Source organism: Ideonella lacteola (assembly GCF_038066555.1).
GTDB lineage: Bacteria > Pseudomonadota > Gammaproteobacteria > Burkholderiales > Burkholderiaceae_C > Ideonella > Ideonella lacteola.
Map to the genome: position 1 here is coordinate 146,715 of NZ_JBBUTG010000007.1, position 22,355 is coordinate 169,069.

The 22,355-nt window shown below is 66.5% G+C and carries 19 protein-coding genes and 1 tRNA gene; 12 read left to right on the forward strand and 8 right to left on the reverse strand.

The window, feature by feature from the left end:
- Positions 1-204: 204 nt before the first annotated feature.
- From AACH06_RS14025 to AACH06_RS14050, 6 genes are all read right to left on the reverse strand, one after another.
- Entirely contained in the window at positions 205-3,135 is a 2,931-nt protein-coding gene (locus AACH06_RS14025; protein ID WP_341426341.1) for a ribonucleoside-diphosphate reductase subunit alpha, read from the reverse strand.
- A gap of 537 nt (positions 3,136-3,672) precedes the next feature.
- Positions 3,673-4,242: a 1,6-anhydro-N-acetylmuramyl-L-alanine amidase AmpD gene (gene ampD / locus AACH06_RS14030; protein WP_341426342.1), complete on the reverse strand. Its 570-nt coding sequence runs from the start codon at positions 4,240-4,242 to the stop codon at positions 3,673-3,675.
- Positions 4,243-4,276: 34 nt separating this feature from the next.
- Entirely contained in the window at positions 4,277-5,749 is a 1,473-nt protein-coding gene (locus AACH06_RS14035) for a sigma-54-dependent transcriptional regulator (protein ID WP_341426343.1), read from the reverse strand.
- On the reverse strand, positions 5,746-7,626 hold the full coding sequence (locus AACH06_RS14040; RefSeq protein WP_341426344.1) for a sensor histidine kinase: 1,881 nt from the start codon (positions 7,624-7,626) through the stop codon (positions 5,746-5,748). Before AACH06_RS14040 ends, AACH06_RS14035 begins: the two co-directional genes overlap by 4 nt.
- 10 nt (positions 7,627-7,636) lie before the next feature.
- Positions 7,637-7,882, reverse strand: a complete 246-nt coding sequence (locus tag AACH06_RS14045; protein WP_423222030.1) for a PP0621 family protein — start codon at positions 7,880-7,882, stop codon at positions 7,637-7,639.
- Positions 7,879-8,694: a cytochrome C assembly family protein gene (locus tag AACH06_RS14050; protein WP_341426345.1), complete on the reverse strand. Its 816-nt coding sequence runs from the start codon at positions 8,692-8,694 to the stop codon at positions 7,879-7,881. The genes AACH06_RS14045 and AACH06_RS14050 overlap by 4 nt, the downstream gene beginning before the upstream one ends.
- A 70-nt stretch (positions 8,695-8,764) precedes the next feature.
- Here AACH06_RS14050 and ffh point away from each other — a divergent pair, with 70 nt between their 5' ends.
- Both ffh and AACH06_RS14060 read left to right on the forward strand, forming a co-directional pair.
- The gene (gene ffh / locus AACH06_RS14055; RefSeq protein ID WP_341426346.1) at positions 8,765-10,159 is read left to right on the forward strand and encodes a signal recognition particle protein; all 1,395 of its coding nucleotides are present in this window, start codon (positions 8,765-8,767) and stop codon (positions 10,157-10,159) included.
- Positions 10,160-10,192: 33 nt separating this feature from the next.
- Positions 10,193-10,879, forward strand: coding sequence for a DUF2726 domain-containing protein (locus AACH06_RS14060; RefSeq protein ID WP_341426347.1), 687 nt, complete (start codon positions 10,193-10,195; stop codon positions 10,877-10,879).
- A 210-nt stretch (positions 10,880-11,089) separates the two neighbouring features.
- On the opposite strand, the gene ftsY is transcribed toward AACH06_RS14060, so the two are convergent.
- Positions 11,090-12,424, reverse strand: a complete 1,335-nt coding sequence (ftsY, locus tag AACH06_RS14065; protein WP_341426348.1) for a signal recognition particle-docking protein FtsY — start codon at positions 12,422-12,424, stop codon at positions 11,090-11,092.
- A 76-nt stretch (positions 12,425-12,500) separates the two neighbouring features.
- Here ftsY and AACH06_RS14070 point away from each other — a divergent pair.
- The 7 genes from AACH06_RS14070 to AACH06_RS14100 all read left to right on the forward strand — a co-directional run bounded on the left by AACH06_RS14070 (position 12,501) and on the right by AACH06_RS14100 (position 19,084).
- Positions 12,501-12,577: transfer RNA gene (locus AACH06_RS14070), tRNA-Met, on the forward strand.
- A 303-nt stretch (positions 12,578-12,880) separates the two neighbouring features.
- Positions 12,881-13,963 carry a tartrate dehydrogenase gene (locus AACH06_RS14075; RefSeq protein ID WP_341426349.1) on the forward strand — a complete coding sequence of 361 codons (1,083 nt, stop codon included), beginning with the start codon at positions 12,881-12,883 and terminating at the stop codon, positions 13,961-13,963.
- A 54-nt stretch (positions 13,964-14,017) separates the two neighbouring features.
- Entirely contained in the window at positions 14,018-14,794 is a 777-nt protein-coding gene (locus AACH06_RS14080; RefSeq protein ID WP_341426350.1) for a ferredoxin--NADP reductase, read from the forward strand.
- A 172-nt stretch (positions 14,795-14,966) separates the two neighbouring features.
- Positions 14,967-16,004: a M35 family metalloendopeptidase gene (locus AACH06_RS14085; RefSeq protein WP_341426351.1), complete on the forward strand. Its 1,038-nt coding sequence runs from the start codon at positions 14,967-14,969 to the stop codon at positions 16,002-16,004.
- Positions 16,005-16,222: 218 nt separating this feature from the next.
- Entirely contained in the window at positions 16,223-17,254 is a 1,032-nt protein-coding gene (locus AACH06_RS14090; RefSeq protein WP_341426352.1) for a M35 family metalloendopeptidase, read from the forward strand.
- Between the two features lie 248 nt (positions 17,255-17,502).
- The gene (locus AACH06_RS14095) at positions 17,503-18,531 is read left to right on the forward strand and encodes a M35 family metalloendopeptidase (RefSeq protein WP_341426353.1); all 1,029 of its coding nucleotides are present in this window, start codon (positions 17,503-17,505) and stop codon (positions 18,529-18,531) included.
- A gap of 16 nt (positions 18,532-18,547) precedes the next feature.
- Positions 18,548-19,084, forward strand: coding sequence for a hypothetical protein (locus tag AACH06_RS14100; protein ID WP_341426354.1), 537 nt, complete (start codon positions 18,548-18,550; stop codon positions 19,082-19,084).
- Positions 19,085-19,117: 33 nt separating this feature from the next.
- Here the strand turns inward: AACH06_RS14100 and AACH06_RS14105 are convergent, their stop codons facing one another.
- Entirely contained in the window at positions 19,118-19,852 is a 735-nt protein-coding gene (locus tag AACH06_RS14105; protein WP_341426356.1) for a siderophore-interacting protein, read from the reverse strand.
- 77 nt (positions 19,853-19,929) lie between these two features.
- On the opposite strand from AACH06_RS14105, the gene AACH06_RS14110 reads away from it, so the two are divergent.
- From AACH06_RS14110 to miaB, 3 genes are all read left to right on the forward strand, one after another.
- The gene (locus AACH06_RS14110; protein WP_341426358.1) at positions 19,930-20,373 is read left to right on the forward strand and encodes a MarR family winged helix-turn-helix transcriptional regulator; all 444 of its coding nucleotides are present in this window, start codon (positions 19,930-19,932) and stop codon (positions 20,371-20,373) included.
- Between the two features lie 115 nt (positions 20,374-20,488).
- Positions 20,489-20,917, forward strand: a complete 429-nt coding sequence (locus tag AACH06_RS14115; RefSeq protein ID WP_341426360.1) for a hypothetical protein — start codon at positions 20,489-20,491, stop codon at positions 20,915-20,917.
- 62 nt (positions 20,918-20,979) lie between these two features.
- Entirely contained in the window at positions 20,980-22,344 is a 1,365-nt protein-coding gene (gene miaB / locus AACH06_RS14120) for a tRNA (N6-isopentenyl adenosine(37)-C2)-methylthiotransferase MiaB (RefSeq protein WP_341426417.1), read from the forward strand.
- The last annotated feature ends 11 nt before the right edge of the window (positions 22,345-22,355 follow it).

Sequence of the window (22,355 nt, forward strand, 5' to 3'; positions counted from 1 at the left end):
CGGAGTGTTGTGTTCAAACACCAAGCACTTCTTGACATTGAAGCCGCGTCGTTGTTGCAGCTGTGCATCGCTGCGCGGCACATCGGCGAGGTCGAAGAGGCATCACACCGCACTCGCTCTCGCACGCCACACACGTCGTCACGATCATGTCGACGTGTGTGCGATTGATGTGGCCGATGAGTCTCCATCGGCCTTCACTTCAACTCACTGACAAGCCTCGCAGGTCGGGTCGTCGACACCGCAGAACTTGATGTCGGTGGCAGGCTGCGCAGCGAGCATCGACTGCGCCTGCGCGGCCACCGCATCGAGTGCCGACATGCTGGCACCGCCGGTCATCCCGCCGCTGCTCGGCACCGAGTTCAGCTGCCCCGCCGTGACGGTGGACTTCTCTGCGTGCGTGGCACCCACGGTGCGCAGGTAGTAGGTGGTCTTCAGCCCACGCACCCAGGCCAGCTTGTAGGTGTCGTCGAGCTTTTTGCCCGAGGCGCCGGCGATGTAGATGTTGAGCGACTGGGCCTGGTCGATCCACTTCTGGCGACGCGCGGCGGCCTCGACCAGCCACTGCGCCTCGACCTCGAACGCGGTCGCGTACAGGGCCTTGAGTTCCTCCGGCACACGGTCGATGCGGCGCAGCGAACCGTCGTAGTGCTTGAGGTCCATCACCATGACGCTGTCCCAAAGGCCCAGCTTCTTCAGGTCACGCACGAGGTACTCGTTGACGACCGTGAACTCGCCCGACAGGTTGGACTTGACCGACAGGTTGCCGAAGCACGGCTCGATCGAGGCATCGACGCCAATGATGTTGGAGATCGTGGCGGTCGGCGCGATCGCCACGCAGTTGCTGTTGCGCATGCCATGGGCGGCGATGCGCTGACGCAGCGCGTCCCAATCCATCGTCACGCTGCGGTCGACCTCGACGTAGCCGCCGCGCTGTTCGGCCAGCAGGTTCAGCGAGTCGATCGGCAGGATGCCGCGGTCCCACAGCGAGCCGCGGTAGGTCGAGTAGCGGCCACGCTCGGCGGCCAGGTCGGTCGACGCCCAGTAGGCGTAGTAGCACAGCGCCTCCATCGACCGATCGGCAAACTCAACCGCCTCGGGGCTGGCATAGGGCGTGCGCAGTTGATAAAGCGCGTCCTGGAAGCCCATCACCCCCAGGCCGACCGGGCGGTGACGCAGGTTCGAATCGCGCGCCTTCTTGACCGCGTAGTAGTTGATGTCGATCACGTTGTCGAGCATGCGCATCGCCGTCGACACGGTCTTCTTCAGCTTGGCGTGGTCGATCTGCTTGCCGTCCGGGCCGTCGGTCAGGTGCTGGGCCAGGTTGACCGAGCCGAGGTTGCACACCGCGATCTCGTCCGGGCCGGTGTTCAGCGTGATCTCGGTGCACAGGTTCGACGAATGCACCACGCCCACGTGCTGCTGCGGCGAGCGCACGTTGCAGGCGTCCTTGAAGGTGATCCAGGGGTGCCCGGTCTCGAACAGCATCGAGAGCATCTTGCGCCACAGGTCTTTCGCCGGCATGCGCTTGAACAGCTTGATCTCGCCCCGGTCGACCTTGGCTTCGTAAGCGGTGTAGGCCTTCTCGAACTCGGCGCCGATCTTGTCGTGCAGATCGGGGCAGGTGGAGGGCGAGAACAGCGTCCATTCGCCGCCCTCCATCACGCGCCGCATGAACAGATCCGGAATCCAGTTCGCGGTGTTCATGTCGTGCGTGCGGCGCCGGTCGTCGCCGGTGTTCTTGCGCAGCTCGAGAAACTCCTCGATGTCCAGGTGCCAGGTCTCCAGGTACGCGCAGACCGCCCCCTTGCGCTTGCCGCCCTGGTTCACGGCAACGGCCGTGTCGTTGACGACCTTCAGGAACGGCACGACCCCCTGGCTCTTGCCATTGGTGCCCTTGATGTACGAGCCGAGCGCCCGGACGTTTGTCCAGTCGTTGCCCAGGCCGCCCGCGAACTTCGACAGCAGCGCGTTTTCCTTCAGCGCTTCATAGATGCCGTCCAGATCGTCTGCGACCGTCGTCAGGTAGCAGCTCGACAGCTGCGAACGGCGGGTGCCCGCGTTGAACAGTGTCGGCGTGGACGACATGAAGTCGAACGTCGACAGCACGTTGTAGAACTCGATCGCGCGGGTTTCGCGGTCGATCTCGTTCAGCGCCAGGCCCATCGCCACACGCATGAAGAACGCCTGGGGCATTTCGATGCGGGTGTCGTTGATGTGCAGGAAGTAGCGGTCGTAGAGCGTCTGCAGCCCGAGGTAGTCGAACTGCAGGTCACGGTCGGCGTTCAGTGCAGCGCCGAGCTTGGCCAGATCGAACTGCAGCAGCTTTTCATCCAGCAGCTCGGCCTCGACGCCCTTCTTGATGAACTTGGGGAAGTACTCCGCGTAGCGCTCATGCATCTCGGCTTGGGTGGTCTCCCGGCCGATGATCTCGCGGCGGATCGTGTGCAGCAGCAGTCGCGCCGTGGCACGGGTGTAGGCAGGCTCCTGCTCGATCAACGTGCGGGCAGCCAGGATGGCCGCCTTGTAGACCTCATCGATCGGCACGCCGTCGTACAGATTGCGACGGGTTTCGTTGAGGATCGGTTCGGGACGGACGTCTTCGCCCAGGCCCGCGCAGGCCGACTCGATCAATGCCTTCAGGTTGGCATCATCCAAGGGAACGCGCTGCCCGCCGTCGAGCACGTACAGGACATGCGCCGGTGCCGCCACGGCCGCCGACGGTGCCTGCTTGGCGCGCTCTTGCGCACGACGCTCGCGGTATAGCACGTAGGCACGGGCCACCTCATGGTGACCGCCACGCATCAGGCCCAGCTCGACCTGATCCTGCACATCCTCGATGTGGAATGTGCCGCCACCCGGACGCGACCGCAGCAGCGCCCGCACCACAGCCTCGGTCAACGCGTCGACGGTCTCGCGCACGCTGGCAGACGCGGCACCCTGCGTGCCGTGCACGGCGAGGAACGCCTTCATCAGCGCGACAGCGATCTTGTTCGGCTCAAAGGCAACGACCGCGCCGTTGCGACGGATCGTCTGGTAGCCCGCGTAGGCATTCGGCTGACCGCCCGCGGCAGCGGGTGCGGTGGTCGGACGCGCCAGGACGGCTGCGTCGGTGCTGGTCGGAGCAACGGCTTGCATGGGATCCCCTTGTTGGAATGTGTGGCGGTGAATATGCGGACCTTAAACCCGTGCCGGCCAAACCCCTGCCAAGCCGGCGACGGAAACGTCTCATGTCTGCGCCGATTCAGCCTGTTCAGGCTGGGCGGCTGCGCGACACGAGGTTCATCGTCGTCGGAGCTTGCGACCCCGAACAGGCGGGGTGCAGAGATGGGCCGGCATCTGTGACGGTTGTGCCACTCGCTCGCCAGAGCGGGTGTTCGACAAGCCGAACGAGACAGACATGGGCTTTTGGGAGTGCCGAGAGGTTAGCACGAAAGCACACTATAGCTAGTGGCCCAGAGGGTCACAAGCGCTACCTATAGCGTGGCGTGGAATGACTAACCCTCTTGACGATCGACCCCGTTGATGATCTTCGCGGGCCTATACCTCGGGCATTTCAAACTGATGACAGCAGCAGCCCGCGTGGTTTCGCGGTCGCCTTTCGGCGAGCCCCTGTTCATGCGGCTCGCGCCGCGAAATCGCCGTGCAACCCGCGCCAAATCTGGCGTCGCAGGCTCACCCCGGCAGGGCCGGAAATCGCTCCGCACTCCAGCGCAAGCGCTTGCGCAGGTCGTGCCAATCGAAGCCAGGGCCCGGATCACGTTTGCGACCGGGGGCCACGTGTTCGTGTCCCGCCACATCCACGCGACCGTACCTTTTTTGCAGGACACGAAGCAGCGTCGCCAAGCGGTCGTATTGGACCGTCTCGAACCGATCGCCCTCCAAGCCTTCGAGCTCGATGCCGATCGAGTAGTCGTTGCACTGCGCACGGCCGCGCCAGCTCGACACGCCGGCATGCCACGCGCGTTCGTCGCACGAGACGAATTGCCAGAGCGCCCCATCGCGCCGGAGGAAGAAGTGGGCCGACACCTGCAGCCCGCGCAAGTCGGCGAACGCGGGATGGGCATCGGGATCCAGCGTGTTGGTGAACAGGCGCGCCACCGCATCACCCCCGTATTCGCCCGGCGGCAGGCTGATCGAGTGCAACACCACGAGCGAGACCTCGGCCCCCGCAGGGCGCGGCCCGAAGTTCGGCGAGGCCATGGCCCGGGCGCCGCGCCACCATCCGTCACGCCAGGTGCTCACACCCGGCTCCAGCAATGGGCCGAAGGCGGCCGGATCACGCCGCCTCGCCGCCGGGGCTGTCGCCGCCCTCGGTGATACCCAGCCGGGCCATGCGATAGCGCATCTGCCGCAGCGACAGTCCGAGCCTCGCGCCCGCCGCCGTGCGGTTGAAGCCATGTTGCTCCAGCGCCTTCACCAGGATCGCGCGCTCCACTTCGTCGAGATGGCTCGCCAGATCGGTGGGCAATGGCGGGCCTCCGTCGATCGGGGTTTCGACCGCGGCCGGCGGCGAATAGGATTCCGCATTCAAGCCGCCGGCCTCGGTGTCGCCGCCCGCATCCTGCAGCACCGCCTCGGGCAAGCCGAGATCCTGCGCGTCAATCACATCACCCGGCGATAGCGCCACGGCGCGGTGCAGCAGGTTCTCCAGCTCGCGCACATTGCCGGGGAAGGGGTAGTGGGACAGGCGCTCTTGTGCCGCCGCCGTCAGGCGCGGGGCCGGGGTCACGCCCGCATCGCGGGCGATGCGCTCCAGTAGCGCCTGGCTGATCGAAGGCACGTCGTCGCGGCGTTCACGCAAGGGCGGCACCCCGATGCGGATCACGTTGAGGCGATAGAACAGGTCTTGCCGGAAACGCCCTGCAGCGACTTCCGACACCAGGTCTTTGTGCGTCGCGCTCACGATGCGCACGTTGAGTGGCACCTCGTTGACGGCGCCCACCGGCCGGACCGCCCGCTCCTGGATGACCCGCAGCAGCTTGCTCTGCATCGCCAGGGGCAGGTCGCCGATCTCGTCAAGGAACAAGGTGCCGCCATGCGCCGCCTGGAAGAAGCCAGCGCGGTCTTCGGTGGCGCCCGTGAACGCCCCCTTCCGGTAGCCGAAGAATTCGGCTTCGAGCAGGTTCTCGGGGATCGCGCCGCAGTTGACGGCCACGAAGGGCTGCCCCGCGCGAGCGCTGACTTCATGGATGGCACGCGCGACCAGCTCCTTGCCGGTGCCGGACTCCCCTTGCACCAGTGCAGGCGCCATGCTGCGCGCGACCTTCTCGATCAGCTCGCGCACGTGGCGCATCGCTTCCGATGTGCCCACCAGGCGCGCCAGCGGTGCCGCAGGCGCCGGCATGCCGGGCCGCGGCGCCGCCACCGGGGCGGTACGCCCCATGGCACTCGCAACCACGGCCCTGAACTGCCGCAAGTCGACGGGCTTGGTCAGGTAGTCGAACGCCCCAGCCTTCAACGCCTCGACGGCGTTCTCTGCCGAACCATAGGCGGTGATCACGATCACCTTCTCGGTCCGCTTCGCCTGATCCAGACGGTGCATCAGTTCGAGGCCCGAGCCGTCTGGCAGACGCATGTCGCTGATCACGAGGCGAAACACCCGGTCCTGCAAGCGGGCCCAGGCCTCTGCGACCGTCGCGGCCGTCTCGACCTCATGGCCTTCGCGCAGCAGCGTCAACTCATACAGCGTGAGCAGGTCGGGCTCGTCGTCAACGACCAGCACACCGCCTGCAGCAAACGATTCGGTCATAGGTGAAGTCTTCCTTCGGCGGTCACCGCATCGCGCTGCATCACCACCTGGAACAGATTGGAATGGCGCTCATCCGGCCGGCGCAGGTAATCGATGCTGGCGCCGTGCCGCCCGCACAGCTCACGACAAATGTAGAGGCCCAGGCCCGTTCCGCGGCTGCGCGTCGAATGGAAAGGCTCGAAAAGGTGCGGTTCTACCTCAGGGCGGATGGGCTCGCCATCGCTCGCCACCGCCAGGCGGACGAACGGACCATCGAGCGGCTCGAGGATGACCAGCACCGAGCCGGGTCGATCGGAGGAGTGACGCAGCCCGTTCTCGAGCAGGTTCACCAGGACACGGCGCAGGTGGTCCGGATCGAAGATGGCGCCCAAGGGCTCTTTGGGCAACAGCACGCGAAGACGGCTGTCGCTGCCCAGCGCCAGATTCTCGGTACGCGCCCATTCGGCGCAAATGGCGGCGACCTCCGCTGTGACGTCGATCGTCCTCGACGGCGAATGGCCCCCCGGGGCGGCCTCCATCACGTCATCGACGATGCGCCGAAGTCGCTCGACGTTGTCAGCGACGATCCGGACCAGGCGCTGTTGATCGGGCCGCAGGACATCTTCTTGCAACAGGGCATTGGCCTGCGACACCGCCGCCAGCGGATTGCGAATCTCGTGCGCGATGCCCGCCGAGATGCGCCCCATGGCCACCAGGCGCTCTTCCCGCTGCCGGGCCAGCACGGTGCGCAGCTCTTCCATGAACAGCACCAGCATTTCATCGCTGCGTTGCCCACCGGTGGGCGCGGCGCCATGGCCCAGGCGCGCTCCGCGGGTGAAGCGTGCACGAACGCGCAGCGAGCGAGGCGACTCATCGGCATAGGCCACCGTCAGGTCCATGCCAGCCGCCGGCCACTGGTTCGTCTGGTAGGCGCCAGCCACCGCCTCCTGCAGCCGCCCCCAGCCGGGCTGGCTGGCGAGCGAGAACGGGGCGGGCGGGCACGCACCACGCTCGGACAGCAGGGCCCGTGCCGCCGGATTGGCCGCACGCACCCGACCGCGTCGATCCACCACCAGCACGCCGTCGCTCATCTCATCAATGACGAGCCGATTCAGCTCGGCCTGCTGCCTGGCCAGTTCGAGGCTGCCTCGCGCGGTGCGCTCTTCGCGAGCCAGCCGCGCGGCCATCTGGCCCGCGACCAGCACGATGACGAACAAGCCCATGCCGGCCAAGCCGGCCTGGGACAACAGCACCGTGAGGTTGCCGCCATCCATTGCGCGATGCCACGCCGCCGCCATCAGCAACAGGCTCGCCGCGGCGGCGGTGGCCAATGCCGGTACCCGGGCACTGAGCACGCCGGCCATCAGCACCGGCAGGACCAGCAGTGCCGCGTGGTTCAGCGTGGCGGTGGGGGCCACCCAGTGCATGGCGCTGAAGGCCAGCAGGTCCACCCCCACCGTCATCCACCAGCGAATGCGCCGGCGGCCGATTCCGAGCGAGCGGGTGTCGCCGGCCGTCCACAGCCGCAAGACCATCGACTGCAGCGCGTAGGCACCGCACAGCCCCAAGAGCAGGCTCGGCCCACCGCCGCTGAACAGGTCGATCGCCAGCTGGGCCAGCGCCAACGCCAACCCCAGTGAAGCCCGCGCCGTCAGGTAGGTGCGATAGACACGCTGGTGTGCGCTGTCGTCGGCATGGATCAGCCGGCGGGCCTGCCGAGAGAGGAAGCTGCTGTCATCGGTGCGGCCGTCGGATTGCTCGGCCAATCGAGGATCGATGGTCGAGCTGTCCTCCAACGCCGACGATTCACCGAAGCCCAGCACCTCCAGCCACGATTCACTGGCACCGGTGGTGGTGGCGTCAGGGGGGCGGCGGCGGGCGCGTTCTTTCTGCGCCATCAGCGGCCTTTCAAGAGGTGGGGCCCAGCCGGCGGTGCTCGGCGCTGCAGAAAGACCGTCCGCCTTCACCCTCGATGGCGTCCGCGGCCGGCAGATGCAGGCCGCAGTGGGCGCAGGCCACCATCGGCTGCGCTTGCTTGGGCCGCGGCTTGCCCGCCGGTCGGCCATCGCGCGCCGCGCCGCCGCCTCGGCCCTTGCCGAACCACCACATCAGCGCCAGGACGACGATGCCCAGCGTCAACAGCCACTTGATCATGCTGGCGGCCGCTGAAGCACGACCTCGTAGACAAACCGCGTGCCCGCGTAAGCAAGCAGCAACAAAAGCGAGCCGGCGTAAAGCCAGCGCGTGGCCTGGCGCCCGCGCCATCCGCGGCCCCATCGGCCCGCGATCAAGGCAGCAAAGGTCGCCCAGCCCAACACCGACAGCACGCTCTTGCGATCCCATCGCCATTGCGATTCGGACTGCAGGCCGAGCCACAAGGCCAAGGTCAGCACCACGAAGCCCGCCTCCACAAAACGAAAGGTGAGGCGCTCGAGCGTGAGCAGGGGCAATCCAGCACCCGCGCCGATCGTGCCCGAGCCCCCGGGAGATCCGCGATGCCGCAGGCGCTTGTCGGCGGTGTCGAGCAGCACGGCGTGCAGCACCGCCGCACCGAACAAGCCATACGAGGTGATGCCCAATACCCAATGCAACGGCGCCCAACGCGAGTGCGCGATCGCGCGCACCTCACCCGGGAATACCCAGGCCAGCAACACGGCCATGGCGCCCGCCACAGCCAACGCGCGCCGCGCCATCGCCACAGGAAGAAAGCGGCTCTCGACCCCGTGCACGGCCAACACCAGCCACACCGTGAACGACAACACCGGGGCAAACCCCAGGCGCAAGCCTTCACCGTCGCCAGCCCACACACCAGCGCCGCTCAGCAGCACGATCGCATGCATCACCCAGGCGGCGAACAGCAGGTGAACCGGCCAGCGACGGTCCGACGCGCCAGGCAGCAACGCCCCCATGTAGCACAGCATGGCCGCCACAGCGAGGAGCACTGCAGGGTCAGCGGATAAAATCATGGCCACAGTTTACCGGCGCGTCGTGGGCCCGCCGCTTCCCAAACGGCCCTTTCAACGACGCCCCACTCCAATGGCATCCACCCTCACCGACCGACTGTCGCGCCTGGTCAAGACCATGCGCGGCCAGGCCCGCATCACCGAGTCCAACGTGCAGGACATGCTGCGCGAGGTGCGCATGGCCCTGCTCGAAGCCGACGTGGCATTGCCTGTCGTGCGCGACTTCATCAATCGCGTGAAGGACAAGGCGCTGGGCCAGGAGGTGATCGGCTCGCTGAACCCCGGGCAGGTGCTGGTCTCGATCGTCCACAAGGAACTCGCGGCCACGATGGGCGAGGGCGTGGCTGATCTGAACCTGGCCACACAGCCCCCGGCGGTGATCCTGATGGCGGGCCTGCAGGGCGCCGGCAAGACGACGACCACCGCCAAGCTCGCCAAGCACCTGATCGAGAAACGCAAGAAGAAGGTGCTGACGGTTTCGGCCGACGTGTACCGCCCTGCGGCAATCGAACAATTGAAGACGGTGACGCGGCAAGCCGGTGGCGAGTGGTTCGCATCGACGCCCGACCAGAAGCCGCGCGACATCGCACTGGCGGCGCTCGACCATGCCAAGCGTCACTACTTCGACGTGCTGCTGGTCGACACTGCGGGCCGCCTGGCGATCGACGAAGCCCTGATGGCCGAGATCCGCGACCTGCACGCGGCGATCAAGCCGGTCGAGACCCTGTTCGTGGTGGATGCGATGCAGGGCCAGGATGCGATCAACACCGCCAAAGCCTTCAAGGACGCGCTGCCCCTGACCGGCATCGTGCTCACCAAGCTCGATGGCGACTCGCGTGGCGGCGCCGCCATGTCGGTGCGACAGATCACCGGTGCCCCCATCAAGTTCGCCGGCGTTTCCGAGAAGATCGACGGCCTTGAAGTGTTCGACGCCGACCGCCATGCCGGTCGCGTGCTGGGCATGGGCGACATCGTCGCGCTGGTCGAAGAGGTTCAGAAGGGTGTCGACCTCGAGGCCGCCAAGAAGCTGGCCGACAAGGTCAAGTCGGGCGACGGCTTCGATCTCAACGACTTCCTGTCGCAGATCAGCCAGATGAAGAAGATGGGTGGCCTGGGCAGCCTGATGGACAAGCTGCCCACGCAGCTCGCAGCCAAGGCCGGCCAGGCGGACATGGACCGCGCAGAGCGCGACATGAAGCGCATGGAAGGCGTGCTCAACGCGATGACCGCGAAGGAGCGCAGGCAACCATCGCTGCTGCTGGACGGCAAGAGCAAGGCCAGTCGCAAACGTCGCATCGCTCAGGGTGCGGGCGTGCAAATCCAGGACGTCAATCGTCTGCTCAACCAATTCGAGCAGATGCAGACGATGATGAAGAAGATGAAGGGCGGCGGCCTCATGAAGATGATGAAGCGCATGGGCGGCATGAAAGGCATGGGCGGCCTGGGTGGTCTCGGCGGGCCGCGCTGACGCCTCACCCCACACAACACGAGGTAGGCTCAGATGTACTTGTTGATCGGAATCCTGCTGGCCGTGTTGACGGTGGGCGGCGCCGCGTTCCTGCTGTGGCAAAAGCAGCGTGAAGCCCAGGCCAAGGTGGCCAAGCAACGCACCGTCGAGGCCCGCGACACGGTGGCCGACTGGCCACCCACGGCCACGCGCATCATGAGCGTGCCCGAACGCAAGGCCTACGAGAGCTTGTTGAAGGCCCTGCCGGACAACCTCATCCTGGCCCAGGTGCCACTGTCGCGCTTCATGCGCGTGCCCACGCGCTACTCGTATGGCGAGTGGCTGAGCCGCGTCGGCCAGCTCAGCGCCGACCTGCTCGTGTGCGACGCCTCGACCCAGGTGCTGGCCGTCATCGAGATCCGCGGTGCTGAAGAAAGCCCTCGCAGCGTGCAACGGCACAACCGCATGGTGCGTGTGCTGAAGGCGGCGGGCATCCAGGTGCTGGTCTGGCCCGACAACGCCATCCCCACGCCGACCGCAGCGCGCCACGCCCTGTTTCCCCACGAGGCGCAGAAAGCCCGCGAGGATCGGGCCGCCATGGTCGCGCGGGCCGATCGCTCCGCCGCCGAGCCGATTCCTGTGGCGGAAGTGCAAGAGCTGGACGAGCCGCGTGAGCCGCCGCCCACCACCTGGTTCAACGACCTGGAAGGCCCCAACCGCGCCCCGGCACGGGAAGGCTAGTGCAGTGTTCGACGCTATGCGGAACATCAAACCGTGCCTTTGGCCGCCTGGCGTCGTTGCAAATCCTCGCGATGCCACCGGGCATCACTGTGGTTTGCGCCTCGCCACCCGGCCAAACCCATCGGTTTTATTCAGTTCCGCCTAGCATCAAACACTGCACTGGCGGCAAGCCGCGTGCTGCCATGACGCGGCAGCGGCTCGCTTGTTGTTTCAGCCCAGCAGCGCCTGCGCGAATTCGCGCGCATTGAAGGTCTGCAGGTCTTCCAGCTTCTCGCCCACCCCGATGAAGTAGACCGGGATCGGCCGTTCCCGTGCGATCGCCGCCAGCACGCCGCCCTTGGCTGTGCCATCGAGCTTGGTGACGATGAGGCCCGTCAGTTGCAGCGCATCGTCGAACGCCTTGACCTGCGCCAGGGCGTTCTGTCCGGTGTTGCCGTCCACGACCAGCAACACCTCGTGCGGTGCCGTCCCTTCAGCCTTGTTGATGGTGCGTCGGATCTTCTTCAGCTCTTCCATCAGGTGCAACTGGGTCGGCAGCCGGCCTGCTGTATCGGCGATGACCACATCGGCGCCACGCGATTTGCCGGCAACGACCGCATCGAAGGTCACGGCGGCCGGATCACCGCCTTCCTGGCTGATGATCTGCACCTGGTTTCGATCGGCCCAGATGGCCAACTGCTCTCGGGCGGCGGCTCGGAACGTGTCGGCCGCCGCCAACAACACCTTCTGTTCGGAATCCGCGAGATGCCGCGTCAGCTTGCCGATGCTGGTCGTTTTGCCCGCGCCGTTGACGCCCACCACCATCATCACCGTGGGCTGGTGCTCACCCACCACCAATGAACGCTGCAAGGGCGCGAGGAGGTCGGTCAGGGCGTCGGCCAGCAACGCGCGCACATCGGCCGGGTTCTCGGCCTTGCGCTCTTTGACCCGACGCTTCAGGTCAGCGAGCAACTGCTCGGTGGCCTTCACGCCCGCATCGGCCATCAACAAGGCCGCTTCGAGCTCTTCGTACAACGCCTCATCAATGCGCGTGCCGGTGAAGACCTGGGCGATGCTCGACCCGGTCTTGGCCAGCCCCTGGCGCAAACGGCTGAGCCAACCTGCGCGCTCAGGCGCGGGTGCTGGTGCAGGTGCCGCGGGGGCCGCCTGAGCCGCCAGCGGCGCCGGGGCGGGCGTCCGAACCGGCGCCGCGGCAGGCGCTGACACCGCGGGCGCCGGCGCCGCCGCGATGGGCACGGGCGCACCGACTGCGCTAGCCGCCGGCGGCGCTGCAGGCGCAGCCGGGGTTGCCGGGGCTGTTGGGACAGGCACTGGCGCGGAAGCAACAGTGGCCGGGCCCGCAGCCGGCGCGGCGGTCACCGGTGGGCTGGGCGGTGCCAGCACCGTTGGCGCCGGCGCTTCGATCGCCGGCGGCGTGGGGGCGACCGCCGGCTCAGGAGGGGCGGCCACCGGGGTGGGTGCGGAGAAATCGCGCAGGTCCACCGGCGCCGGGGCGCCCGGTGCGGGCGGAGGCGGTGCGGCTTTTTTCTTGAAGAAACTGAACATTCGTGGGCAATGCGAAGCAACTTCGACGAGGGTACTTGGCCCGCATCGCATTCGCTGTATATAATCGAGGGCTTGAGGCGCTTTAGCTCAGTCGGTTAGAGCGACGGAATCATAATCCGCAGGTCCGGGGTTCGAATCCCTGAAGCGCCACCAAATCTTCTACCCCTTGCAGATCTCTGGTTTGCAAGGGGTTTTTCGTTCCAGCTGGTAGCGTGTGCACCCGCGCCGACGCCCTTTTCGGGCGCCCGGGCCGGTCAACCGTGGGCTGCGCGGCATGGCCAGAGGCCCCGCCCGTCCCGGTTGATGCCGCAGCTCCCTCACTGGAACGTTCATGCCCCACCACTCGCCCGCTCTAGAAGCTCGCCTTGAGGCGCGGCTCGTCTGGCTGCACGAAGCTGCGGCGTCGCCTCTTCTCGCGCTGCTGGGCCACAGCCGGGTCGGGGAGGGCCCCACCTGATGAGCGGCGTCCTCAGAATTGCATCCATTCCCGGAGACGGCATCGGCCGCGAGGTGATGCCCGAGGGCTTGCGGGTGCTCGACGCGGCGTCGCGCCGGTTCGGGTTCCAGCTCCAGATCACGCCCATCGAATGGGCCAGCTGCGACTACTACCTTCAGCACGGCACGATGATGCCGGCCGATTGGAAGACGCAGCTGGCGGACCTCGACGCGCTGTATTTCGGCGCCGTGGGGTGGCCCGCCACCGTGCCCGACCACATCTCGCTGTGGGGCTCGCTGCTGAAGTTCCGCCGCGAGTTCGACCAGTACATCAACCTCCGCCCCGTGCGCCTGTTCAAGGGCGTGCCCTGCCCTCTGGTCGATCAACGGGGCCAGCCACGCCAGCCCGGAGACATCGACTTTCTCGTGGTCAGAGAGAACACCGAGGGTGAGTACACCAAGCTGGGAGGCATCCTGTTCGAAGGCACCGACCGCGAGCTGGTGATCCAGGAGTCGGTCTTCACCCGGCTGGGCACCGATCGGGTGCTGCGCTACGCCTTCGAGTTGGCACAACGGCGCGCTCGCCGCCATGTGACGCTGGCCACCAAGAGCAACGGCATCGCCATCAGCATGCCCTGGTGGGATGCTCGCGCCGACGCGATGCAGGCCCAGTTTCCCGAGGTCTCCCTCGACAAGCAGCACATCGACATCCTCACGGCGCGCTTTGTGCTGCAACCCAACCGCTTCGATGTGGTGGTGGCCAGCAACCTCTTTGGTGACATCCTCTCGGATCTGGGCCCTGCCTGCACCGGCACCATCGGCCTGGCGCCATCGGCCAACCTGAATCCCGAGCGCCGCTTCCCGTCGCTGTTCGAACCGGTGCACGGATCGGCACCCGACATCCATGGGCGCAACATCGCCAACCCCGTGGCGATGATCTGGTCAGGCGCGTTGATGCTGGACTTTCTCGGCCAGCGCGCGGCGCACGACGCCATCGTGCAAGCCATCGAACAGGTGCTCGCTTCCGGGCCGCACACACCCGACCTTGGCGGTACGGCCAGCACCACCGAGATGGGCGAAGCCATCGCCCGCCTGGTGGCGTGAGCGTGCGACCCCACCCCCTCATTTCTTCATCGCGCCCGTGACGGGCGAAACGCCATGAGCGCCTACAGCACTGAGAAGGTCACCCACGTCCACCACTGGAACGAGTCGCTGTTCACCTTCCAGTGCACGCGCGATCCGGCCTTGCGTTTCGACAGCGGTCAATTCGTGATGATCGGCCTGATGGTCGACGACAAGCCGCTGATGCGGGCTTACAGCGTGGCCAGCGCGCACTACGAAGAACACCTCGAGTTCTTCAGCATCAAGGTCCCCAACGGCCCGCTCACCTCCCGGCTGCAACACCTGCGCAAGGGTGACTCGGTGCTGGTCGGCCGAAAGGCCCACGGCACCTTGCTGCTGCACGATCTGCTGCCGGGCCGGCACCTCTACCTCTTTGGCACCGGCACCGGGCTGGCCCCTTTCCTCAGCGTGATCAAGGATCCGCTCGTGTACGAGCGCTTCGAAAAGGTCGTGCTCATCCACGGCGTGCGCACGAAGAGCGAACTGGCGTACGCCCAGATGATCGAGGAAGAGCTGCCGGGCCATGAATTCTTCGGCGAAGACGTGCGGCAAAAGCTCATCTACTACCCGACCGTGACCCGCGAGCCGTTTCGCAACCAGGGCCGTTTGACGGACCTCATGCACAGCAACAAGCTGTTCGACGACATCGACTTGCCCCCGCTCAGCCGCGAGGCCGATCGCGCCATGATCTGCGGCAGCCCGAGCATGCTGAAGGACACCTGCGCCTTGCTCGACGAGTACGGGCTGCAAGTCTCACCGCGGCTGGGTGAGCCCGGCGACTATGTGTTCGAACGCGCCTTCGTAGAGCGGTGACACGCACGCCTGGTAACGGGGCCTTTCAATCTCTTCCAAATACAACGGTCAAAAAGCGTCATTGCGAGGGTGAACCCGCTGAGGGCCACCACGCGCCGCTCTTAGATTGCCGATGCCGCACCGTGCTCTGCCGTGCGGCATCCATCAACGACATTGTCTTTTCGGAGGACTCATGACACCAGCATTCAAGTGGACCGTTCCCGCCTTGGCCGCGCTGGTCTGCGCTGCCGCATCCGCCGGCCCGCTCGACCGGCTTGACGTTCGGCTGAGTGCCGCCAGCCCGGTGCTGCAAGGCGATGTCAGCGTGGCGGTCGACGTGACGATCACCAACGTGTCCGGCCATGCGGTGAAGGTGCTCAAGCGCCACCTGCCCGACGAGGCGCTGCACTCGCCGCTGTTCAAGATCACCAAGGAAGACGGCAGCGCCGCTCGCTATGTGGGCCCGCTGGCCAAGTGGGGCACGCCCACTGAAGCCGACTACGTTCGCCTGCCTGCCGGTGCCACGCACACCTACCGGGTCGACCTGTCGGAGCGCTACGCGTTGGGCAACGGTCGCCACGAGGTTCGCTTCGTAGGCCGCCAAGGCAGCGGTCACGAGGAGGCCACCTACGCCGATTCGTCCGCCCTCACGCTGTGGATGTCGGGCCGCAGCGAGCGGGCCGCCGCGCCGGCGTTCGCGAGCGAAGGCACCGCGGCCAACATCAGCTTCACCGGGGGCTGCACCGCCTCGGAAGAATCGACGCTGACCAGCGCCGTGGACGCCGCCATCGAGTACTCCACCGCATCGAAGGGCTACCTGAACGGCACGGCCTCGGGCACGCAGCGCTATGTCGAGTGGTTCGGCAAGTTCACGCAAAAACGCTGGGACAAGGTCGAGAAGCATTTCAACAAGATCGACGCCGCGTTCAAGACCAAGCCGCTCACGCTCGACTGCTCTTGCACCAGCTCGGCCTACGCCTACGTCTACCCGGACCAGCCGTACAAGATCTACCTCTGCAACGCCTTCTGGTCGGCCCCGATGAAGGGCACCGATTCGAAGGGCGGCACGCTGATCCACGAAATGTCGCACTTCACCGTGGTGGCAGGCACTGACGACAACGCCTACGGCCAATCCGCCTGCCGTCAATTGGCAGACAACAACCCGAAGGCGGCCACCGAGAACGCGGACAGCCACGAGTACTTCGCCGAGAACAACCCGCAGCTGCCCTGACGCTTCCGACGGCGCGGCACCTGCCGCGCCGATCGGCCTCAGGCTGGGGCGCGCCGGGCCTGCGGCCCCTCCCCGGCGCGTGCGCCGCTGCCCACGCGCCGCGCGCACCTCGCCCCCCACTTCCCGCACGAATGACGCGTGCCTTCGCGTCGATCCAGCCGCAGCGACGGGGCGCCGCGGCGGGCCGAGCCTTGCCATCCCCGCATTGAGGAGACACCATGATTCGACACGCCAAGTTGGCAGCCCCCTGGCTTGCCTTGTACGCCGCCACCAGCGCCCTGGCGGCGCCCCAACCCGTCGACGTGCGGCTGAGCGCCGCCCAACCGGTGCTGCAGGGCGATGTCAGCGTCGGCGTGGAGGTGACCGTCACGAACACCTCCGACCGCGCCGTCAAGATCCTGAAGTCGCAGTTGCCGTCGCAGCATCTGCAGGGGCCTTTGTTTCGGGTCATCAAGGAAGACGGCTCGCCGGCCCCTTACATCGGCCCCCTGGTCAAGCGCGCCGCGCCTCGAGCCGAAGACTATGTGCGCCTGGAAGCGGGCGCGGCACTCACCTACCACGTCGACCTGACGCGCCACTACGAGCTGGGCAACGGCCGCTACACAGTCGAATACCTGGCGCGCAACCGCCACGCCGACGAGGCCACGCTCACGTCGTCAGCACCACTGGCACTGTGGACTTCGGGCCGCAGCATGCCGGCAGAAACCGTCGCGCTCGCCCAACCCGAAGCGGCGGACATCACCTACACCGGCGGCTGCACCTCCACCGAGAAGAAGAAGCTGGTGAAGGCCGTCAACGTCGCCACCAACTACGCCACCGAATCCAACGCCTACCTGGCCGGCACGCCGTCTGGCACCCAGCGCTATGTCAAGTGGTTCGGCGCTTTCAGCGCCAGCCGCTGGAACACGGTCCACACGCACTTCACCAATGAAGAGAACGCGTTCAAGACCAAGCCGCTGACGCTCGACTGCTCGTGCAACGACAAAGGCGTCTACGCCTACGTCTACGCCAACCAGCCCTACAAGATCTACTTGTGCGGTGCGTTCTGGAGCGCTCCGATGAAGGGCACCGATTCGAAGGGCGGCACGCTGGTGCACGAGATGTCCCACTTCACCGTGGTGGCCGGTACCGGCGACTGGGCCTACGGGCAGGCGGCGGCGGCCAACCTGGCCAAGAGCAATCCGGACAAGGCGGTCGACAACGCCGACAGCCACGAGTACTTCGCCGAAAACAACCCCAGCCTGCCCTGAGCGGGCCGGCCGCCCCGCCCGCGTGGTGTGCACGCCAGCGGGGCACCGCTGCCTTGTCGGGGTGCGCGCAAGGCACCGAATGGCAGCATGCTTGCCATTTTCTCTGGAAGAACAAGATCAAGATTCATCAAGAGCAGGGGTCCACCCGATGCACCGTCATCGATGAGGACTCCGAGACTGCGTCCGCCGCGGCTTACAAGGCCAAGGCAGTGAGTGAGTCCAACGATCAAACCTCTTCTGGAGAATCCATGATTCGATTTGCAAGAAGGACAGCCCCCGCATTGGTCCTCCTGGCTGGCAGCAGCGCATTTGCCGCCCCGGCCCAGCTCGACGTCCAGCTGAGCACGGCCCAACCGGTGGTGCAGGGAGACGTGGATGTGGCTGTCGACGTGGCCGTGACCAACACCAGCGGTCGCGCCGTCAAGGTGCTCAAGTGGCAACTGCCCAGCGAGCGCCTGCAAAGCCCCTTGTTCAGGATCATCAAGGAAGACGGCACGCCGGCCGCCTATGTCGGCCCGCTGGCCAAGCGAGTGAAACCTCGCCCCGAAGACTACGTGCGCATCGAAGCCGGCGCGACGCTGAAGTACCGCGTCGAGCTCACCGGGGCCTACGAGTTGGGCAACGGGCAGCACACCGTCGAGTACATCGCCCGCGGCCGGCACGGCCAGGAAGCCGAGCTCGCCTCGTCGTCGCCGCTTCGCTTGTGGACGTCGGGCCGCAGTGCGCCGAAGCCGGTCACCGAGTCTGCCGAAGCCGTGGCCGCCAGCATCACCTACACCGGCGGCTGCACCTCGTCCGAGCAGAGCACGCTGGCCTCGGCCGTCACCGCGGCCACCAACTACGCCACGTCGTCGAACAGCTACCTCAACACGCCTGTCTCCACGCAGCGCTACGTGAAGTGGTTCGGCACGTTCGCCACGAGCCGTTGGAACACGGTGAACTCCCACTACACCAACATCGAGAGCGCCTTCAAGACCAAGCCGCTGACCTTGGACTGCTCGTGCAACGACAGCGGCACCTACGCCTACGTCTACCCGAATCAGCCGTACAAGATTTACCTGTGCGGTGCCTTCTGGAGCGCCCCGATGACCGGCACCGATTCAAAGGGCGGCACGCTGGTGCACGAGATGTCGCACTTCACCGTGGTGGCAGGCACGGACGACTGGGCTTACGGACAGACGGCCGCGGCGAATCTCGCGAAGTCCAACCCGACCAAGGCCGTGGACAACGCCGACAGCCACGAGTACTTCTCCGAAAACACCCCGTACCTGCCCTGATCGAAGGCCGGTGAAGATGACGATGAAGCAGGCTGCGATCACATTCATTGGCGCCATGGCCGCTTCATCGTCGATCGCCGCGTCGGGGCCCCCCGCCCCGACGCCCGCCGCCGCCCTGCGCTGCACGCTGGAAGCGCCAGCCCGGGCGGTGGCAGGCCAGGCCGTGATGTTGCGCTTTTCGTTCAGCAACGAGGGCGCGGCCGCACTGCGCGTGCTGCGCTGGAACACCCCGCTGGAGGGCGCCTGGTTCGCACCGTTCGTCGAGGTACGGCGCGATGGTCGCAAGCTTCCGTTCCAGGGCCCGATGATCAAACGGGCCGAACCGCGTGCCGAAGACTACGTGGCATTCGCCCCCGGCCAGACGATCACGGCCGAGGTGGACCTGGCATTGCCCTTCGACTTGTCCGCCCCCGGGCACTACCGCATCGAGCCTCGGCTGAGGCTGTTCGATGTGCGTGTCGATTCAGGACACGCCACCGCGCCGCCTCGCGCGGAGCACCACGGCTCTGACCTGCCCTGCCCGTCCGTCGAGATCGAGTTGACCGCTCGCTGACGGAGGCGTCGCGGCCCCGCCGAACACGGGTCATCAACCCTCGAGAGTTTCGTGGTGCGCAGAGGCCCCGCGCTTCCAGTACGCCGCCGCGCGAATGGCCCGCTTGTCGTGGCCCTTCTCGTCGACCAGGATGCGCCGCAGCTCGGCCATGTCGGCGGCCTCGCCGGCCGCCCACACGTAGCCCTCCCCAGCAGGCAGCGCCCACTGGCGCAGCAGTGACAGGGTCTGCGCGCTGTCGCGCGTCCAGTGCCATTGCACCGCGGCCTGGCTGGCCAGCGCCGGGCGATCCGCATCCTCGGCGATCTGCAGCACCACCGTCACCGGAGTTTGGGCTGGCAGCTCCTCCAGTCGGCGGGCGATGGCGGGGAGCGCCGTCTCGTCTCCCACCAGAAGGTGCCAGGCGTAGTCCATCGGGATGAGAAACGAGCCTCGGGGCCCGCCGATTCGCACCCGTTGGCCCGGCGCGGCTTGCGCCGCCCAGCCCGCTGCCGGGCCATCCCCATGCAGAACGAACTCCAAGGTCAGCTCGCGGCGTGCCGGATCGAAATGGCGCGGTGTGTAGTCGCGCCGCGCCGGCTCTTCGGCACCGGTGTCAATGAAGAGCTTGACGTGGTCATCGAACGACGGGCTCGCGAAATCTGCGAGCGACTCGCTGGTGAAGGTGACGGCGCGCAGGTGCGGCGTCACGTCGCGCACCCGCACCACCGTCAGCTCTCGGAATTTCAGTTCATGCCGTACACGCTGGACACGGCCGAGGACACTGCTCATGGCAACTCGAAGATCAATGATTGACAATGTCATCCATCATGGTGAAACCAATTGACAAAGTCAACCAACCCGCCGCAATGCCCCCAGTCGCCCCAGGGGACGACGTGGTGGAGTTGGTGCACACCGTGATGCACCAGTTGCGCTCACTCCAGTACCAGGCCCTGCGCGATGGCCCCTTGAGCCTGACGCACATGGAGAGCAAGGTGCTGGGGTTCTTTGGACGGCAGCCTGGCGCCACTCAAAGCGACCTGGCGCTGCACAGCGGGCGAGACAAAGCCCAGTTGGCGCGGCTGATCAAGGGCCTGCGCGAGCGCGGCCTGCTCGGTGCCGTGCCCGATGAAGCCGATCGACGCCAACTGCGGCTCGCCCCGACGGCCGATGGTTTGTCTTTGCTAAAGGCGCTGCAGCGACAGACCCGCCATGTCCACGCCCAAGCCGTCGCCGGGCTGAGCCGCGATGAGCGTGAACAGTTGCTCGCGTTGCTGCAACGCCTGCGCGACAACCTCAGCGGCCCGATCTGAGCGGGCTGGCACCACCCCCAATCTGGCGCCCGCCGGCTAAAATTCGCCCCTTCGCCGGCCAGGTCAATCCAACCGTTGATCGGGCCATGTCTTCCACAGCCACTGGGTCTACACCATGCACCGCTGTGCCGTGCGCGCCACTTCCCCCGGCGCGACTCGTCGTTTTGCCCTCCACACCCTGGCCGCGGCCTGCTTGGCCAGCGCGCTGCCGGCACAGTCTCAAATGCCGGGTCGCCGCTTCCCTCGCACGGCGCTGCGCGGCGAAATCGTCTTCGGCGCGTTCCCCGAGATCCTGCTCAACGGCAAGCCGGCCCGCCTGGCGCCCGGCTCGCGCGTCAGCGATCAGAACAACTCGGTGGCCATGCCCGGCGCGTTGCTGAATCAGAAGTGCATCGTCAACTTCACGGTCGATCCCATGGGCCTGGTGATGCAGGTCTGGATTCTGCGCCCGGAAGAGATCCGCGTGGTGCCGTGGCCGCGCACGGTCGTTGAGGCCCAGACCTGGGCCTTCGACGAAGGCGCACAAACCTGGACTCGCCCGTGAGCCGGCCCGGCGAAGGAGATGCCACGATGAGCGCCACCCCCACCGAGAAGATCGATCAAGCCATGGATCCCTTGGCCAACGACAAGGCCACCAAGAAGGTCTACATCCGCACCTTCGGCTGCCAGATGAACGAGTACGACTCGGACAAGATGGCCGACGTGCTGCGCGCCGCCGAAGGGTACGAGCCCACACAGGACGTGGAGCAGGCCGACCTCGTGCTGTACAACACCTGCTCGGTGCGTGAGAAGGCCGCAGAGAAAGTCTTCTCAGACCTGGGCCGCATCAAGCACCTGAAGAAGAAGGGTGTGCTGATCGGCGTGGGCGGCTGTGTGGCCAGCCAGGAGGGCGCCGCGATCATCGAGCGTGCGCCGTATGTCGACATCGTGTTCGGCCCCCAGACACTGCACCGCCTGCCACAGCTGATCCAGCAGCGCCATGCGCAACACCGGCCTCAGGTCGACATCAGCTTCCCGGAAATCGAGAAGTTCGACAACCTGCCGCCGGCCAAGGTCGAGGGCGCCAGCGCCTTCGTCTCCATCATGGAAGGCTGCTCGAAGTACTGCACGTACTGTGTCGTGCCGTACACCCGCGGCGAAGAGGTCTCGCGCCCCTTCGAGGATGTGCTGACCGAAGTGGCCGGCCTGGCCGACCAAGGCGTGAAGGAAGTGACGCTGCTCGGCCAGAACGTGAACGCTTACCGCGGCACGATGGGCGGCACCGCCGAGATCGCCGACTTCGCCCTGCTGCTGGAATACGTGGCCGAGATCCCTGGCATCGAGCGCATCCGCTACACGACCAGCCACCCGAACGAGTTCACCCAGCGGCTGATCGACGCCTACGGCCGCATCCCGAAACTGGTGAACCATCTTCATTTGCCGGTGCAACACGGCTCAGACCGCATCCTCATGGCGATGAAGCGGGGCTACACCGCGCTCGAATACAAGAGCACCATCCGTAAGCTGCGCGCGGTGCGGCCCGATATCGCCATGAGCTCGGACTTCATCGTCGGCTTCCCTGGCGAGACCGAGGAAGACCACGCCAAGACGATGAAGCTCATCGACGACATCGGCTACGACGCCTCGTTCAGCTTCATCTACAGCCCGCGTCCGGGCACGCCGGCAGCGGCCCTGCAAGACGACACGCCGCACGACGTGAAACTGGCGCGCCTGCAGGCGCTGCAGGCCAAGCTGGAAGACAACGTGCGGCGCTACAGCGCACAGCGCGTAGGCACGGTGCAACGCATCCTGGTCGAGGGCCCGTCACGCAAGAACGCGGCCGAGTTGATGGGGCGCACCGAGTGCAACCGCATCGTGAACTTCGCTGGCCCGGCCCGGCTGGTCGGGCAGATGGTGGACGTGACGATCACCGAGGCCCTGCCGCACTCGTTGCGCGGCGCGGTGGTGGTGCGCGAACCCGCCGCTGCCTGACCCGGGCGACA

Bases quoted from the DNA above. Each gene is read 5' to 3' on its own strand.
- AACH06_RS14025 (WP_341426341.1), bottom strand. From the start codon at position 3,135: ATGCAAGCCGTTGCTCCGACCAGCACCGACGCAGCCGTCCTGGCGCGT.
- AACH06_RS14035 (WP_341426343.1), bottom strand. From the start codon at position 5,749: ATGACCGAATCGTTTGCTGCAGGCGGTGTGCTGGTCGTTGACGACGAG.
- AACH06_RS14040 (WP_341426344.1), bottom strand. From the start codon at position 7,626: ATGGCGCAGAAAGAACGCGCCCGCCGCCGCCCCCCTGACGCCACCACC.
- AACH06_RS14045 (WP_423222030.1), bottom strand. From the start codon at position 7,882: ATGATCAAGTGGCTGTTGACGCTGGGCATCGTCGTCCTGGCGCTGATG.
- AACH06_RS14050 (WP_341426345.1), bottom strand. From the start codon at position 8,694: ATGATTTTATCCGCTGACCCTGCAGTGCTCCTCGCTGTGGCGGCCATG.
- ffh (WP_341426346.1), top strand. From the start codon at position 8,765: ATGGCATCCACCCTCACCGACCGACTGTCGCGCCTGGTCAAGACCATG.
- AACH06_RS14060 (WP_341426347.1), top strand. From the start codon at position 10,193: ATGTACTTGTTGATCGGAATCCTGCTGGCCGTGTTGACGGTGGGCGGC.
- ftsY (WP_341426348.1), bottom strand. From the start codon at position 12,424: ATGTTCAGTTTCTTCAAGAAAAAAGCCGCACCGCCTCCGCCCGCACCG.
- AACH06_RS14075 (WP_341426349.1), top strand. From the start codon at position 12,881: ATGAGCGGCGTCCTCAGAATTGCATCCATTCCCGGAGACGGCATCGGC.
- AACH06_RS14080 (WP_341426350.1), top strand. From the start codon at position 14,018: ATGAGCGCCTACAGCACTGAGAAGGTCACCCACGTCCACCACTGGAAC.
- AACH06_RS14085 (WP_341426351.1), top strand. From the start codon at position 14,967: ATGACACCAGCATTCAAGTGGACCGTTCCCGCCTTGGCCGCGCTGGTC.
- AACH06_RS14090 (WP_341426352.1), top strand. From the start codon at position 16,223: ATGATTCGACACGCCAAGTTGGCAGCCCCCTGGCTTGCCTTGTACGCC.
- AACH06_RS14095 (WP_341426353.1), top strand. From the start codon at position 17,503: ATGATTCGATTTGCAAGAAGGACAGCCCCCGCATTGGTCCTCCTGGCT.
- AACH06_RS14100 (WP_341426354.1), top strand. From the start codon at position 18,548: ATGACGATGAAGCAGGCTGCGATCACATTCATTGGCGCCATGGCCGCT.
- AACH06_RS14105 (WP_341426356.1), bottom strand. From the start codon at position 19,852: ATGAGCAGTGTCCTCGGCCGTGTCCAGCGTGTACGGCATGAACTGAAA.
- AACH06_RS14110 (WP_341426358.1), top strand. From the start codon at position 19,930: ATGCCCCCAGTCGCCCCAGGGGACGACGTGGTGGAGTTGGTGCACACC.
- AACH06_RS14115 (WP_341426360.1), top strand. From the start codon at position 20,489: ATGCACCGCTGTGCCGTGCGCGCCACTTCCCCCGGCGCGACTCGTCGT.
- miaB (WP_341426417.1), top strand. From the start codon at position 20,980: ATGGATCCCTTGGCCAACGACAAGGCCACCAAGAAGGTCTACATCCGC.